At 36.0% G+C, this 15,067-nt stretch carries 13 protein-coding genes and 1 riboswitch; of the genes, 11 read left to right on the top strand and 2 right to left on the bottom strand.

The window, feature by feature from the left end:
- The first annotated feature begins 1 nt into the window (after position 1).
- The 6 genes from ACMA47_RS00840 to ACMA47_RS00815 all read left to right on the top strand — a co-directional run bounded on the left by ACMA47_RS00840 (position 2) and on the right by ACMA47_RS00815 (position 7,091).
- Positions 2-481: a MarR family winged helix-turn-helix transcriptional regulator gene (locus tag ACMA47_RS00840; RefSeq protein WP_413928271.1), complete on the top strand. Its 480-nt coding sequence runs from the start codon at positions 2-4 to the stop codon at positions 479-481.
- Positions 482-910: 429 nt separating this feature from the next.
- Positions 911-3,043, top strand: a complete 2,133-nt coding sequence (locus ACMA47_RS00835; protein ID WP_413928270.1) for a type VI secretion system Vgr family protein — start codon at positions 911-913, stop codon at positions 3,041-3,043.
- Positions 3,044-3,059: 16 nt separating this feature from the next.
- The gene (locus ACMA47_RS00830; protein WP_413928269.1) at positions 3,060-4,676 is read left to right on the top strand and encodes a polymorphic toxin-type HINT domain-containing protein; all 1,617 of its coding nucleotides are present in this window, start codon (positions 3,060-3,062) and stop codon (positions 4,674-4,676) included.
- 19 nt (positions 4,677-4,695) lie between these two features.
- Positions 4,696-5,286, top strand: a complete 591-nt coding sequence (locus ACMA47_RS00825; RefSeq protein WP_413928268.1) for a hypothetical protein — start codon at positions 4,696-4,698, stop codon at positions 5,284-5,286.
- A 101-nt stretch (positions 5,287-5,387) separates the two neighbouring features.
- The gene (locus ACMA47_RS00820; RefSeq protein ID WP_413928267.1) at positions 5,388-6,260 is read left to right on the top strand and encodes a hypothetical protein; all 873 of its coding nucleotides are present in this window, start codon (positions 5,388-5,390) and stop codon (positions 6,258-6,260) included.
- A gap of 249 nt (positions 6,261-6,509) precedes the next feature.
- On the top strand, positions 6,510-7,091 hold the full coding sequence (locus tag ACMA47_RS00815) for a YdeI/OmpD-associated family protein (protein ID WP_413928266.1): 582 nt from the start codon (positions 6,510-6,512) through the stop codon (positions 7,089-7,091).
- Positions 7,092-7,195: 104 nt separating this feature from the next.
- On the opposite strand, the gene ACMA47_RS00810 is transcribed toward ACMA47_RS00815, so the two are convergent.
- Positions 7,196-9,805: a TonB-dependent receptor gene (locus tag ACMA47_RS00810; protein ID WP_413928265.1), complete on the bottom strand. Its 2,610-nt coding sequence runs from the start codon at positions 9,803-9,805 to the stop codon at positions 7,196-7,198.
- 378 nt (positions 9,806-10,183) lie between these two features.
- Between ACMA47_RS00810 and ACMA47_RS00805 the strand changes: the two genes are divergently transcribed.
- The 4 genes from ACMA47_RS00805 (at position 10,184) to ACMA47_RS00790 (ending at position 13,262) form a co-directional block, all read left to right on the top strand.
- The gene (locus ACMA47_RS00805; protein WP_413928264.1) at positions 10,184-10,795 is read left to right on the top strand and encodes an alpha-ketoglutarate-dependent dioxygenase AlkB family protein; all 612 of its coding nucleotides are present in this window, start codon (positions 10,184-10,186) and stop codon (positions 10,793-10,795) included.
- 91 nt (positions 10,796-10,886) lie between these two features.
- A riboswitch (TPP riboswitch) is annotated at positions 10,887-10,993 on the top strand.
- Between the two features lie 25 nt (positions 10,994-11,018).
- Positions 11,019-11,615: a nicotinamide riboside transporter PnuC gene (pnuC, locus tag ACMA47_RS00800; RefSeq protein WP_413928263.1), complete on the top strand. Its 597-nt coding sequence runs from the start codon at positions 11,019-11,021 to the stop codon at positions 11,613-11,615.
- Positions 11,602-12,633 carry a hypothetical protein gene (locus ACMA47_RS00795; RefSeq protein ID WP_413928262.1) on the top strand — a complete coding sequence of 344 codons (1,032 nt, stop codon included), beginning with the start codon at positions 11,602-11,604 and terminating at the stop codon, positions 12,631-12,633. Before pnuC ends, ACMA47_RS00795 begins: the two co-directional genes overlap by 14 nt.
- 134 nt (positions 12,634-12,767) lie before the next feature.
- Positions 12,768-13,262, top strand: coding sequence for an RNA polymerase sigma factor (locus ACMA47_RS00790; protein WP_413928261.1), 495 nt, complete (start codon positions 12,768-12,770; stop codon positions 13,260-13,262).
- 101 nt (positions 13,263-13,363) lie between these two features.
- Here the strand turns inward: ACMA47_RS00790 and ACMA47_RS00785 are convergent, their stop codons facing one another.
- A complete protein-coding gene (locus tag ACMA47_RS00785) occupies positions 13,364-13,984 on the bottom strand; it encodes a GIY-YIG nuclease family protein (RefSeq protein ID WP_413928260.1) in 621 nt (206 codons plus the stop codon).
- Between the two features lie 224 nt (positions 13,985-14,208).
- Between ACMA47_RS00785 and ACMA47_RS00780 the strand changes: the two genes are divergently transcribed.
- Positions 14,209-15,021: a FecR family protein gene (locus ACMA47_RS00780; RefSeq protein ID WP_413928259.1), complete on the top strand. Its 813-nt coding sequence runs from the start codon at positions 14,209-14,211 to the stop codon at positions 15,019-15,021.
- Positions 15,022-15,067 lie beyond the last annotated feature (46 nt).

Here is a 15,067-nt window from a genome sequence, read left to right as displayed (position 1 = left end):
TATGAATGTAATCAACGAAGCAGGAATTCTTGCCATATCCACCAGACTGCACCGCCTCAGTGAACAATTGAGAAAAGATGGAGCGCTTATTTATAAAGCCTTCGGAATTGATTTTGAATTGAAATGGTTTCCGGTTATTTTCACCATTTATAAAAAAGAAATAGCAAGCGTTGTTGAAATAGCCAATGAAATAGGGTATACCCATCCATCTACGATAACTTTGCTCAAAGAACTTGAAAAACTGGACTTGATCCAGTGGGAAAAAGATAAGCAGGATGAACGGAAAAGGCTCTTTAAACTGACTTCAAAAGGGAATGAACTTATTGAGAAAATGAAACCCGTATGGGATCTAATGGCTCAGATTTTAGGAGATATTTCCGACAATAAAAACAATCTGCTGACTGCTATTGATGAAGCAGAAGAGAAAATTGCCAATCAGTCTTTTTATCAGAGAGCGTTGCAACGTAAAAATTCTAAGTAAATATAGGAGCGTTTTTTTCTACTTACGTAGTAAATAATAATGTATAAAAAATAAAAAAATTAATTTCTTCTCACTGATCATCTAATCATAAGTTCAATATGTGAAAAAGCTTTATTGAAAACTCATTGTCGTAGAACTACGACAATTTTCCAAATAATCGATAATTCATTTTGGAGTGAGTATTTAAGGTTATATATTGCAATACCAAAATCACTAAAAAAACTTATGAAAAAATACCGAAATCAACCACTTTTTAAAGTGTTACTAAGTATCTAAAGCGGAATTTTTTTTCTGAAAATTCCCACTGTACCCATCTCAGGTCAATCATTGAAAAGCTTGTTCAAGAGACCGTTACAAGCTTGTAGGTTGATTCCTTGAACCAAAGGGTCTCACCTTATTCAATTAAGTCATACACTAAAAAAAGATGTCATGTTTAAGGAACAGAATAATCTTCCCAAACCGGAAATAGATTCAGACAAGACAGATTTTGTAAGCAAAATCAAAGACAATAAAAAAGTTAAAGAAGTAAAGAAAACTGCTTCAAAAGTGAATAACGCAGTCAATATGGCGAATACAGGAAAACAATTCCTGAACCAGCCTTTACTGCCCAATGAACCATCCATAAGTAAGGATAAGCTTTGGGCCAGACAGCCTACTTCTAAAATATTCAATGCTGACAGTATTCCGGAGAGTGCCATCGTAGGAATCAACCGGGTAGTAAAGCTTGATATCCATGTGGAAGGTAAATCTATAAAGTATTTCAAACATTTTAGCCTTACTCAAAGTGCTACTAAACATCACGAGTTTGAGCTTATTCTTGCTCATGATACGTTAGGAAGTGCAGAAAACCATAATCTTGAAGAAATACAGAATTTCCTGGGAAAAAGGATTACGGTGGTTTTCAAATATAAAGATGTGGAAGGCGGAGCTGAGCGGAATTTTATAGGAGTTATCACGGAGGTTGGATTCAGTCAGGAACAGGGAAGCCTGGGTAATCTTGTGCTGTCAGGTTTCAGTCCAACAATTTTGTTAGATGCTGCCCCACATATTCAAAGTTTCGGTGGATCACAACCCATTAGCTTGAACAGTATCGCCAATGAAGTGATTAAAGAAGGATTAGGGCAGGGGAAATTTGACTTTAGAATAGATGCCCGTCATGGCAATGTATCTTACAGTTCTCAATACGGAGAAACCCATTATAACTATCTGGCTAGAATTGCTGAAGCTTATGGAGAACAATTTTTCTATGATGGAGAAGTTTTACATTTCGGACAATTGCCACCACAGGAAAAGCCTGTGTTGCTAACCTATGGCAGTAATCTGACAGATGTTAAAATTAAAATGAAAGCTCAGCATGTGAATCCTTCATTTTATGGATATAACAGTAGTAAAAATGAAAAATTTAAAGGCGGAAGCTCAAAAATAACGCATACCTCAGATATTGCGAAGAGGGCTTATGAAATTTCAGAAAAAACTTTTCAAACCCCATCTTTAAGAGTGGCTCCTATCAAAGCATCATCTTTTATGGATATTGATGCTTCTCAAAAGGGAACTGCAGGAAGTAAAGCTTCAGAAGTTTTTGTAACTTCCGGTAATACAACCGTTCCTTTTCTTTATCCAGGATGTATTGCGGATATCCAGATGCGTAAAACGGACACTAACGAAACCTCTTATTTCACTAAATTAATGCTTATAGAGGTAACCCATCATGTGGATGCCCGCGGATACTATGATGGATCTTTCCAGGCCATAGCTTCTGATACCGGATTTATTCCAAGACCGGAATTTACAGTTCCGGTGGCGGAACCCCAGTTTGGAAAAGTAGTTTCCAATACCGATCCTGAAAATCAAGGCCGCGTGCAGGTTCAGCTTGACTGGCAAACCGGCCAGGACACCACAGAATTTATCCGTGTAATGTCACCTGATGCCGGAAGCAGTGAAAAGGTAGGTAAAAACAGAGGATTTATGTCTATTCCTGAAGTGGGAGATCAGGTCATTATCAATTTTGTACATCTTCATCCCGATCGTCCTTTTGTGATGGGTGGAATGTATCATGGCGGAATTGGAGCAGGTGGCGGTACTGGAAATAATGTTATGAGTTTCAGTGGACGAAGTGGCGCAGAATTAAAATATGACAATGGAGCCGGATCTATGAATCTTAAAGATCAGGGTGGTGCCAATATGAATTTTGACGGAACCGGAAACGCGACTACCAATGCAAATAGCAACCATACTGTGAATGCAGGAAGTTCCAATGTCATCAATGTTGGGGGGAAAAAAGATGCTCCGCCACAATCATTGCTGAAAATGGATGCAGGCGGAAATATTACCCTTGACGGAAAAACAAGTATTACCCTACAGGTAGGAGATAATTCTATCACCATATCCGAAGCAGGTATTATGGCTTCAGCAGGAAAAGGAATAATTGATATCACTGCACTTACCGGAGCTCTGGGATTGTCAAGTAAAGGCGGCCCTATGGATATCAGCACAGATTCGCCACTTACTATTACCGGCGGACCAAGCGCTGTGATGTCTTCAGGAGATACCAATATTATGTAATTCTAAAACCGAAATTATGGATGAGTTAGAATACATAACCCTCAATGCCCTGATGATGTGTGACCAGGGAGCAGCTCCGGATTTCTTTAAACCTACGTTCAATACGAAGGTGAAAATCCATGGCTGTCTTGTAGCGACCAATCAGGATGCTACTCCTCTTATTAATATCCCTTCCTTTAAAGTGTGTAAGATCAGTGGAGGACCTTGTACACCTACTACTGTTCCTATGACCTGGCAGGATACCTGGCAGGTGAAAATTAACGGGATCCGTTCTTTGATAGGGAAAAGTACCTGTCAATGTCCTATAGGCGGGAAGATAGAGTTTATGACCAGTGGACAGGTTCCACTTCCGGATGATGCGGCCAAGGAGGTAAAAGATATGCAGGATCAGGCACAGCGTGAACTTGACGACAGTGGATATGGCGATAGTGTAGGTGAGGCAGGTTTTGTAGAAGGTATGATCCCGGTTTGGGGAAGCGGTCGTGACCTCATCAATGATATACAAACCGGAGATGTAGGCGGTGGCCTTATGAATGCCGGATTTTTAATCTGGGATGTCGCTTCTATAGCCGTAGGTGTAGTTTCTTTCGGAGCCGGAACGGTAGCCATGCAGGGAGCAAAAGCAGGAGTAAAAGGGGCTATAAAAGCAGGGGCAAAAGCCATATCTAAAGAAGCTCTGCAACAGATGGGAAAAGCAGCACTAAAAAAGCTGAGCAAAGAAGCTTTAAAGAAAAGTGTGGATGATGTAGCCAAAAAATTGCTTAAGACCTGTGTTTTTGCCTGTTTTCCAGCCGGAACACCTGTGCATACCGAACACGGAATTAAAAATATTGAAGATATCCAAATCGGAGATCAGGTGTGGGCTTATGATGAAGATATGGATACTGTAGCCCTTCAGCCGGTGATTGATCTTATCCTCAATGAAAGTGACCATACCATTAGTATTTATACCGAAGCTGAAGTAATTGAAACAACTGCGATACATCCTTTTTATACTGAGGAAGGCTGGAAAGATGCTTCAGAATTAGAAATAGGTGAAAAAATTTTAACGAAAAATGATACGAAAGTTATCATTGAAAGGATAGAATATAGCTATGAACCTAAAAAAGTTTATAACTTTACGGTAGCTCATTTTCATACCTATTTTGTAGGCCTGCTGGCTTTATTGGTTCATAATTCTGGCAGATGCTTGTCCCAAATGATTTTGGAATCTCAGAAATGGTTTCAGAAAGTTAGACGTGGATATTTTTTTAATTTAGTATGGAATAGCGAATTAAGAAAACAAGCATTAGAAAAAGGCTTTAAATATTCTCATGAAGTTGAAGTCTTGTTAAAGAAAGGGAAAGTTGGAAAAATAGATGGATTAATAGAAAATGCTGACGGAACTTTTAAAATTATTGAACGTAAAGCCAGTGATCTAACTCAAATTTCAGATAAAACAATCAAAAGTTATATTGATGATGCAGCAAAATATAATGGTAAACCTATGACACAGACAGGCCAAGTAATAAATTCTGCTGGAGATAAAGTAATACTACATGTTGAAAAAGTTGGTAACTTAAGTAAAGAAGTTCTTGAGCATGCAAGAAAAAAAGGAGTAGAAATAGTGGATAATATTTCTGGATTAATTTAATTAAAAATTTATTATAAAAATGTATAAAACAGAATTTTCGAAGTATAATGGACTTATGGAAAAGATAATGGATGAACAAACTACATTAGAAGTTCATTTATCTACAGAGTTTAGCCAGAATGTTCCAAAGAAGTTTCTAAAATATACCCCTGATGAGTGGGCTAGATATGCTTTTGAAAATGAACTTGAATATAGTATTACCTATTATAAAGATGAAAAACCTTATTGCCAGATTACTATTGATTCTATGAATTTAATATTAAATTTTTACGATAACAATATACTTAAGTATAATTTAATGATAGTCTTTTCAAAAGGTGACATCGTTAAAGGAGATTTTAAGGGATATAGTAACAATAAAATTTTTTTAAAACAAATTTCTTGGTATGGTGATCTTGGAAAAACACTATTATTCTATTCAAATAAGAAGAAAGACAATGTTTTTTTGAAGGAATTTGTAAAAGAAAATGAAAAAACAGTACTCATCGAACAATTTGGAACTGCAGATTTATCTAAACATTGGTTTGATACTCCTAAAGATTATTTAGACTATGAAGTTTTATTAGATTACCAGAATCTATTTAATCAGCTTCCATCAGTACCAGCTTAAAAGATAATCTGACTATCAGTCAGAAACTGGAGTTGGAATCATAAAATATATAAAATTCATTTTCAGCAATAAAGGCATTCAGAGTATACAATAGTAATGAAATGAGTATTTCAAATTTTTTATTTGGGGAAAATATTCCTCTTTTTCAACTGGAAAAGTTCTCGCAGGAATACACCCTGAAGGTAGAGAATACTTTTATTATGGGTACAGAGAACAAACCAATCTCATTAAAAACCTCATCAGATATTATTATTGAACAGGAAAAGAGAGATCATGATATAAATAACACCATAAAACTACAGGAAATTACGGGTGATACTGATGATACTTTGATGAAGCCTTTTTTGTTGCAAAGTCTTGCCCTTGCAGATATTTCCCGCAATATTCAGTTGAAAAGAAATCTTAGCGGGAAAATTCTTTCTATTGAGAATAAACCTGATCTTTGGAAAAGTTGGGAAGAATGGAAAGAGAATAAGCTGGCGAGTGCTTTCCCGGAGGAAAAGGATCAAAATAATTTGATTACAAATTATGAAAAGGGATTGAAAAACTTTGATGTTGAATTGAAGAAGAATCTGCAATACATTCTTTTACTGCCGGAAGTTTATAACCTTATATTTCCTCCTAATGAATATTACAGTTTTCTATTCAGCCTGTCAAATATTCATTCCAGGCTGATTGATGGCGTAGAATATCACTATCAGTTGAAACTGGTAAAACTTGAAGAAGAAAACAACAACCTTTTTGTAGAGTTTCATTCGGTACTGAACAACCAGGATGAACTTATGAAAAGCCATATCAAAAAGCTTTATGAGAAGGAGAAAGATTTTTCTATTGGCGAGTTTGAATTCAGTATCAAAACCAAATACAATTTTGAAAAATCAACAGCTAAGATCCTGAACGCGGAACTTCATTTTGTAGAAAAAATGCATGAACATTTGGCTTATTTCATTGATATGGATTTAAATAGCAAATAATTAGCTATTAAACAAATAGTGCTAACAATCAAAATTTGCTAAAATATCTGATAATATAATCTATAGTTTCTCTGTCCATATCCGATTGAAAAGGTAGAATATTTTTTAATAATTTATTTTGCCTAATTTATCATGTATTTCTTTAATAGGCTTGTATTATGGGATGTCATGATTAATTATTTGAAATTTTAATACTGACACACTATTGTCACTAAAGTATTTTAATTTTACATCAATAAAAGAAAAGCTATGGGGAAAATCGCGGAGAAACAAACTTTCTATGTCAATACAAAGGAAGAATGGCGGCAATGGCTGGAGGAGAATCATCATATAGAGCAGTCCGTATGGCTGATTTGTAACACCAGAAAATCAAATTTACCCATTGTTCATTGGACGGATCTGGTAGATGAAGCCCTTTGTTTTGGCTGGATCGACAGTACAAGGAAGACCATTGACGAAGGTTCGTTTATGCAGTTATTCAGCAGGAGGAAGCCGAGGAGTACCTGGTCAAAAATTAATAAGGATAAGGTTCAGAAGCTGATAGAAAATAATCTGATGAAGCAAGCAGGATTTGAAACCATCCGAATTGCCAAAGAGAATGGTTCCTGGAATATTCTGGATAGTGTAGAAGATCTTACCATTCCTGAAGACCTGAGTGAAGCATTTAAACTACATGAAGGTTCTGAAACCTATTTTTTAAGTTTGAGCAAATCCATGAAAAAAATGCTTCTGCAATGGATTGTGCTTGCCAAAAGACCCGAAACCAGAAAAAATCGTATTGATGAAATTGCCAGACAGGCCGCTCAACATAAAAAACCTAAAAATTTTTAAGCTGTAAAAAGATAGAATCTTATTTTTGATGCTTATGATGAAAATAGGCTGTCCCATTTTTGGGACAGCCTATTCAATTGATTCATTATTGAAATGAAATTATCTTAGAATCTCAAAGTGGCTGCAACAGACCAGGTTCTTCCAAAACCAAGGAATCCTGTATTACCGTCTGCAACACCTTGATACACTCTGCCAGCTTCCTGATACGTTTTTCCGGCATCCGGACCATTCGCAATTTTATCACCTGCGAAGATATTGGAGCTTAATTCAGAAATATAATATTTGTTGAATAAGTTGTACACGTTCGCTCTCAATGTTAAAGATTTTTTCGCATCCAATGTGAACTTGTAAGAAGCACCAACATCAAATAAATGATAGCTTGGCAATTTTACAATTCCTTTTTCTCTTGCCGCTTCAGTAAGGAAATTGATCGGGTTGAACTGAGCATAAAGCTTGTCATAATATTCCCAGTTAGCATCAATACTGAATGCTTTGGTGATATTGTAATCTGCACCGATGCTTGCAGTTGTTTGAGCAGCATCTCCAACTTTCAGGTCTTTGATATTGATGGTTCCGGTTGCCCCAGCTATTTCCTGGTTGTTCTGAACATCAAGGATGTTGAAGTTAGCATTTCCTTTATATTTCCAGTTACCCATTGATACCATTCCTCTTAATCTTAGGTTGGTAAAAGGTCTGGCTTTTGCTTCCAATTCGATTCCCTGGTGAAGCTGACCTACGTTCAAGGCATTGTAGAAATAAGCGCTTCCAAGATTAAGTTGAGGGAATTTTGCAACATCTGCCGCTGTAGCATTGAATGTTCTTGAAATAAATCTGTCATCCCACTGCGTTCTGTAAGCATTGATGTTCACATCTATATAACGCGATTTGAAACCATATCCTAACTCCACAGAGAAAATTCTTTCATTCTTAGCATCATTATAGATATTCTGGTTGGACGGGAATAATGCATTGAATAAAGGCTGTCTTGAGATAACCCCTGTATTGAAAAATACATTGTGGTGATCGTCAATATTATAGTTGGCACCTCCTTTTACAATATATCCTGTTTTGTGGTACCATTTTGTCTCCTGGTTTCCTGGCGTATACAGCATATAATCCACTCTCTTATAATATTGCTCAGAAACAGATCCCTGAACAGATGCACTTAGCTTCTCAGAACTGTACTCAACCATTCCATAAATACCTGCCCATTTTACCAGCCCTTCATTATGGATCGATACTTTCTGAGCATCTTTAAGCTTCGTAAGAGGTTCCGGTTTTACCGTTTGATTGATATAATATCCTTTTGGAGCATTTGCTGTACCAGGAACAAATAAAGCATCTGATCCCAACATATCCGTTACAATGTCATACAAAGCTCCTTTGTAAGTCTTAAGATCAATCCCTCCGTTAAAAGTCCAGTTATTTTTCTTATAATTAAGGTCAGCAATCACACCATACCAGTCATGAGCATTGATACTCTGCTTTCTCACGATACCAGTTGTTCCGTTCAGAGTAGATACATATTGCCCGTTATAATCACCAGGAGAACCTGCAGGAGCAGTAAAGGTTGATTTCTGGAAGCTATTTCCATTATAATCCGTTACCATACCGCCTCTGTTATAACGATAAATCATATCCCAGTTGATTGTACCGTCACCACCTGCACCATAATTCATGAAGTTCATAGTTTGTCCGGCTGCGTTTTTGATAGAACCGTTAAGTCCGGTACCACCGCCACCGCGTCCCCATGAACCATAAAGAACTGTGGATAATTTCAGATTGTCATTCATTGTCCAGTCCCAGTTCAATGATGCGATAGGCTTATGATAGAAGTTAGGAGCCAGGTTGAACTGAGAACCATTCAACATTCCTGTTTGTGGATTGTATCTTCTTCCATAAGTTTCAAACTGTTGCAATGTTGCTACGTTCGCTCCTGTTGCAGAAGATCTTCTCGTATCGTGTACCTGTGGTGCTCCGGTAGCGATAAAATTGAACGCATGCTTTTCATTAGGCTTAAATCCTGTAGAGAAAAACCACGAGTAACCTTCACCTTTTGTTCCATTGATGTATCCGTCACCTTGCCAACGGGAAAGCAATACGGTTGTTCCCCATTTGTTTTTTAATCCTGAAGAGTACATAGCAGATATTCTGGAGTAGTTGTCATTTCCAACTTCTCCTTTCACCATTGCTTTTTGTTCAGAATCGGTAGCTTTGGTTACAATATTGATCGTTCCTCCTACAGATGGAACTACAAATTTAGAAGCTCCCAAACCTCTTTGGATCTGAATATTGCTGGCAATGTCAGCCAACCCAGTCCAGTTAGACCAGTACACAGTTCCTCCCTGCATATCATTCACCGGCTGTCCGTTGATGATCACTGCAATGTTGGCCCCGTCAAAACCTCTCATGTTGATTCTGCTGTCTCCGAAACCACCACCTACTTTGGTAACATAAACGGATGGAGTAGACTTCATAATTTCAGGGAATTCTCTGTTTCCCAGTTTTTCCTGAATTTCTGCAGCTTTAATGTTGGAAACTGCAACAGGTGTTTTTCTCTCTTTGGCTGTTTGGGAAAGGTTTCTACCTACCAACATAACCTCATCAATAGATTTAGATTTCTCTAAAGAATCCTTCGTACTCTGCCCATAATAAATGGCGGCCGTAGGTAATACAAGCGCTATAATTAGTCGCTTTTTAAAAGTAATGCTCATGAAATAAACTAGCGTGTTTGATTTTAAGGCTGCAAAGATGAATAATTATTTTTGAATTAAGTATTAAATCTTCCCGAAGTGACATCCTATTGTGTGCATATAATACATTATTACTCGTTTTTTTGAATGTATTAATTATTTCAGATATTTAATTTACAATTTGTTATAAAAGTGAATTATATAAAAAAGAAGGTTGTTTTTAACGAATAAAAATAATGATATAGCTTTTGTAAAAATCTACCATTATGTATTTTGTTCTAATGATCTTTATTGTTTGATTTATTTTGTATCATTATTGATATATTTGTAGATATTATTTGTATCAAATTCGTTTCCTCAGAGAACATAAGGTTTTCTGTTATTTTAAAAACTAAAAATATGACCCAGCTCAGCTTGTTCGATTCAGAAGATTTATATGAATTTCCAAAAGACCTATTGGAATACAGAGAACATTTCCTGAGTCAGGAGGAAGCGGATAATCTTAAATATCATCTGCTTGAAACATCTCCCTGGAAACAACGTACTCAGAAAATGTATGACAAAACGGTTCTGACACCACGCCTAACAGCCTGGTATGGTGATCCGAAAACGGATTATCCATTAGGAAATGGTGAAGTGGATAACAACCTCTGGACTCCCGAATTATTTTCTTTAAAGCAAAGGATCGAAGAAACATTCGGCTATCAGTTCAATTCTGTATTGCTTAACCTTTACAGGGATCATAACGATTCTGTTGCCTGGCATCGGGATAAGGAAAGCAGATATGGAAAACGTCCTGTGATTGCATCTTTAAGTTTAGGACAGACCAGAAACTTTGATTTCAGGAAAAAGGATCATCATCAGAGTAAATACAGCCTACCACTTCCTAATGGCTCATTATTGATTATGAAAGGTGATCTTCAGGAAAACTGGGAGCATAGAATTGCTAAGTCTGTATCCTCCATGAAGGAACGTATTAATCTTACATTCCGGTTAGTTCAGGAAGCATAGGATATTTTTTTTAAAGGATAAATAGAAGTATTATATTTCCAAAATTAAAAGCCTGAAGTCCTTTCTTTTTCCACAAAAAAGCTGCACCTTTGTCCCAACAATGGGGTGCTACAGAACAGTGGCTGAGATGATACCCAGGAATGTACTTCCACACCTGATCCGGATAATGCCGGCGTAGGGATTGCTTACTGATCATCTCATCATTTGATTTCCAATAATTAATATGATGCAGGACATTTTAAAACAAATTACCTTACCGGAATGGTTCGGAGTCTTATTTTCAGTCATTCAGGTTTTACTGGCTCGTAAAAACAACGTCAACAACTATCTTTTCGGAATTGCAGGGATTCTTCTTACGTTGTATGTGATGCTTACTTCCAAGCTGTACGCTGAATTTACCTTAAATCTTTATTATCTGGTCATGAGTATCTATGGATGGCTGTATTGGAAATTCGGGAAGCAAAAATCAGAAATGGAAATTTCCGTTACCAGCACCACAGAAAAGTGGATTACCGGAGGAATTGTTTTGGGAACTTTTATCTTATTCTGGTCTTTTCTGACCCATTTTACTGATTCGGATGTTCCGGTCTGGGATTCTCTGGTGAGTGCTTTTGCCTGGGCGGGAATGTGGCTGATGGCAAGACGGAAAATTGAAAACTGGGTGATATTGAACGTAAGTAATATTATTTCTATCCCTTTAATGATCCATAAAGAATTGTATCTCTATGCTGTTTTGACATCATTCTTATTTTTAGTAGCCATCTCCGGATATATAGAGTGGCAGAAAATCATTAAATCCAAAGCTAATGCTGAGCACTAAAGAGATCAGACAGGAACTTCATGGAGATTCTGGAATTTCTGATGAGGTAATACAATATATTCACGAAGAAGGATTACTGAAGATCTGGGTTCCCAAAAAATATGGAGGACTCGGCTATCGTTTTGAAGAAGGACTTAAAGCTTTATTTGGTTGGGCAGAAACCGATGGAAGCTTTGGCTGGATGCTGACACTTTGTGCCGGAGCCAATTACTTCTCCAGAAATATCAAACCTGAAGTTGCTCAATTACTGTTCACCCATTCTGAAACCTGTTTTGGCGGCAGCGGAATGATTGGCGGTACAGCAGAAAAACAAGATGACAGTACTTATCTGATCAATGGTTCATGGAATTTTGCAACCGGAGCACCTCATCTGACCCATTTCACATTGAATGCCAAGATTACGGAAAACGGGAAACCTATAATGGATAAAGACGGTAATGAGATCATTCACTCATTCATTATTCCGAAAGAAAGGGCTCAAATTATTCCTAACTGGAAATCTATGGGAATGAAAGCCAGCGGCACCTATTCATTCACTGTTGAAAATGTTCTCGTTAGTGAAGAGTACAGCTTTGTGTATGATACCTTTTTCACCAAGGATATTCTGGACACTATTCCGTTTCGGGTTTTTGCAGATCTGACGCTTTTGGTCAATTATTTAGGAATGGCTTCTCATTTTATTGAAGAGGCAGAATTGATTCGTCCTGAGATCCATTTCAAAAGTTTCACAGAGTCTGTTGAAAAACATTTGGAAAAAGTACTAAACATTGCCAGAGAAGTAGAAAATATACTGGGTGATCATAAAGAGATTTCAGGTGATCAACAACACGAGATTCATCAATATGGAGTAGAGCTGGTTCAAAGATTGTCCCATCAGATTCTTACTATTTATACACAACTGGGAATCCGGGCAACGGATACCAATTCTGCAGTGTATCAGGTATTCTGTGACTATTTTACAGCGGCTATGCATTCCAATTTCAGACCTTTCGCTGATGATTTGGACTTTTCTTTCTGAGCAGAAAATTTTTCTGTGAAAATCCGGTGCTGACTTATCGCTAAGGATTTAAACTTAATATATATTTAATATGATTGCCATAGCTTTTGGATACTTTTGTACCACCAGTTTTGAGTTCAAAGACGTATTAAAGAATGGATCATTTTAAAGAAATATATTCCGGTTACAAGCACAGGGTGTATTTTTTTGTGGCCAAATACCTTTCGGAAGAGGAGGATATTGAAGAAATTGTTCAGGATATTTTTATGCATGTCTGGAAATATCTATCCAAAACCCATTCTCCCTCAGAAATTGAAGCACTCATCTTTAAATCTGCCAAACAGGAAATCTCCAATTTCTACCGTAAAAGAAAAATGATTTTCGTTCCTCTTGAAAATTCCCAGGAAAGTCAGGATGAAGAAAGCTCAGAACTCGAAAAACAGATCCAACAGGAAGATCAGCTTAAAAAGATAGAAAGCCTTCTGGAGCAGGTTCCGGAAAAGAGCCGTGAATTTTTCATCAAAAATAAAATCCAGAATCTCAGTCTTTTTACCATTGCTCAGGAAAATGATATTTCTAAAACAGCCGTGGAAAAACATGTCAATAAAGTGTTGAAGTTTCTGAGAGCGAATTTGAATTTTTTCTTTTAACGATTCAGTTTATATTGATATTAAGTCCCTACTCCAAATTATTTTATGATTGAATAACTTTATAATATTTCTATTGGTCTTTTATAATATTAGAGAATAGGTTACATGTTATTTGAATTAATTAGATTTCTAAAACTATATTTTTCCGGATTATATAAAAACGTTTTTGTTTCAATTTTTTCAATATTATTTTCTTCAAAATATTGTTCTAAAGTTGCATTTGCCTTTTCATAACTACATCTAAAAATTTCTGTTGATTCTGTATCACCATATTTATCACCGTCAATTTTATATTTTTTTAATAATTTATGTATTGCAAGTTCATGTTTATTTACAAAATCACATTTTATACTTTTAATTAAGACCCAATCATTAGTATTACCAACTCTCCGAGAGTTTAGTCTAGTAAACCTTTGATCAAGAGGAACGGTTGACATTCCTATTTTTATATATTCCTTTGCAATACTTCCTGCAATATAAATATTACCTGTTGCTAAGGATCTTCTTAAAAATGTAATTGAAGCTGTTTTACATACAATACAATGTCCATTTCTATCTTTGATTGTATGACCTTGATTACAGGCGGTAGTATTGTAGGCAAATAGTTTATTTTGTGACTTCATAAAATCTTTAAGTTGATACATAGTTTGTCCTTTTGCATCAATTATTTCTCTTTCTAGAATTTTATGTTTTTCAAAAAAATCTTTTGTTTTTTGATTCATGGTTTATATAGTTTTTATAATCACAAATATATATAATATTAAGATACAGAATATTTTGTAGGACAATAATATTTGATTGTAGTACCTAATTATATTTTTTTAATAAGTGATTATTTACTTTAATTCAATATTAATTTGTATGAACAAATCGTTAAATCAAAAAAATACAGGTTGACGATTGTACACTTCCTGCGTATTCTTTAATAAAGAACAAACAGGAGCATATGGATTTCGAAAATCAATGGAAATCAGTCAAAGATGAAAACCGGAAAATAAAGGATTCGGCAGATCAGAGAATCTGGAACGGACTTGAAAATAAAATCAGATCCAGAAACAAGACAAAACGTTTTCTATGGGCCGCGGCTGTTCTTCTGCCTTTGTTTACGGTGATGACTCTTTTCTTTACTGATAATGATATGAAATCTTCATTCCATCAGCAAATGGTTTTCAAATCTGAAAGGATGCAAAAGGAATTCACTTTACCAGATGGAAGTATCATTACATTAGAACCTGAAAGCGAATTGACCCTGAATGATAATTTCGGAGAAAAAGCCAGAAATGTTTCTTTCAAGGGAAAAGCATTCTTCAGTGTTGCTAAAAATAAAGCGTTGCCCTTTGTCATTGATGCCAATGGATTTAAAGTAAAAGTGCTGGGAACAAAATTCCTGTTGGATCAGAGATCTGAAGATAAAAAAGTCTATCTGAAAGAAGGAAAAGTAAAAATTGATTACAACGGTCATACAACCTATCTTTTACCTAAAGAAACATGGCTTGCAGATAAAGACGGAGCAGAAAAACATTTCTACGATCAGGATGTGGTAAGAACATTTGATTTTAATGAAATGAAATTCGGACAGGCCATTTCACAATTGGAGAAGACGTACAATATCTCAATAACCTATCCTCAACAATATAGAGAGAATGTTATTGATGGAGATATCACCGGAGATCTGGATAAAGTGATTAAAACCATAGGATTTCCATTTAATCTAAAAACAAGAAAAGAATCAGATCACCATATTATATTAGAAAAATAATGCACCAGTAATTGGGGTTACCGATGCATTGAATATAAATCAGTCA

The organism is Chryseobacterium sp. T20 (assembly GCF_047345655.1).
GTDB lineage: Bacteria > Bacteroidota > Bacteroidia > Flavobacteriales > Weeksellaceae > Chryseobacterium.
The sequence above is the reverse complement of the archived record's forward strand: the minus strand, read 5'-3'. Positions and strand labels throughout refer to the sequence as shown.

What these genes read in the sequence shown, in the direction of transcription:
- ACMA47_RS00840 (WP_413928271.1), top strand. Translation starts at nt 2, where the DNA reads ATGAATGTAATCAACGAAGCAGGAATTCTTGCCATATCCACCAGACTG.
- ACMA47_RS00835 (WP_413928270.1), top strand. Translation starts at nt 911, where the DNA reads ATGTTTAAGGAACAGAATAATCTTCCCAAACCGGAAATAGATTCAGAC.
- ACMA47_RS00830 (WP_413928269.1), top strand. Translation starts at nt 3,060, where the DNA reads ATGGATGAGTTAGAATACATAACCCTCAATGCCCTGATGATGTGTGAC.
- ACMA47_RS00825 (WP_413928268.1), top strand. Translation starts at nt 4,696, where the DNA reads ATGTATAAAACAGAATTTTCGAAGTATAATGGACTTATGGAAAAGATA.
- ACMA47_RS00820 (WP_413928267.1), top strand. Translation starts at nt 5,388, where the DNA reads ATGAGTATTTCAAATTTTTTATTTGGGGAAAATATTCCTCTTTTTCAA.
- ACMA47_RS00815 (WP_413928266.1), top strand. Translation starts at nt 6,510, where the DNA reads ATGGGGAAAATCGCGGAGAAACAAACTTTCTATGTCAATACAAAGGAA.
- ACMA47_RS00810 (WP_413928265.1), bottom strand. Translation starts at nt 9,805, where the DNA reads ATGAGCATTACTTTTAAAAAGCGACTAATTATAGCGCTTGTATTACCT.
- ACMA47_RS00805 (WP_413928264.1), top strand. Translation starts at nt 10,184, where the DNA reads ATGACCCAGCTCAGCTTGTTCGATTCAGAAGATTTATATGAATTTCCA.
- pnuC (WP_413928263.1), top strand. Translation starts at nt 11,019, where the DNA reads ATGATGCAGGACATTTTAAAACAAATTACCTTACCGGAATGGTTCGGA.
- ACMA47_RS00795 (WP_413928262.1), top strand. Translation starts at nt 11,602, where the DNA reads ATGCTGAGCACTAAAGAGATCAGACAGGAACTTCATGGAGATTCTGGA.
- ACMA47_RS00790 (WP_413928261.1), top strand. Translation starts at nt 12,768, where the DNA reads ATGGATCATTTTAAAGAAATATATTCCGGTTACAAGCACAGGGTGTAT.
- ACMA47_RS00785 (WP_413928260.1), bottom strand. Translation starts at nt 13,984, where the DNA reads ATGAATCAAAAAACAAAAGATTTTTTTGAAAAACATAAAATTCTAGAA.
- ACMA47_RS00780 (WP_413928259.1), top strand. Translation starts at nt 14,209, where the DNA reads ATGGATTTCGAAAATCAATGGAAATCAGTCAAAGATGAAAACCGGAAA.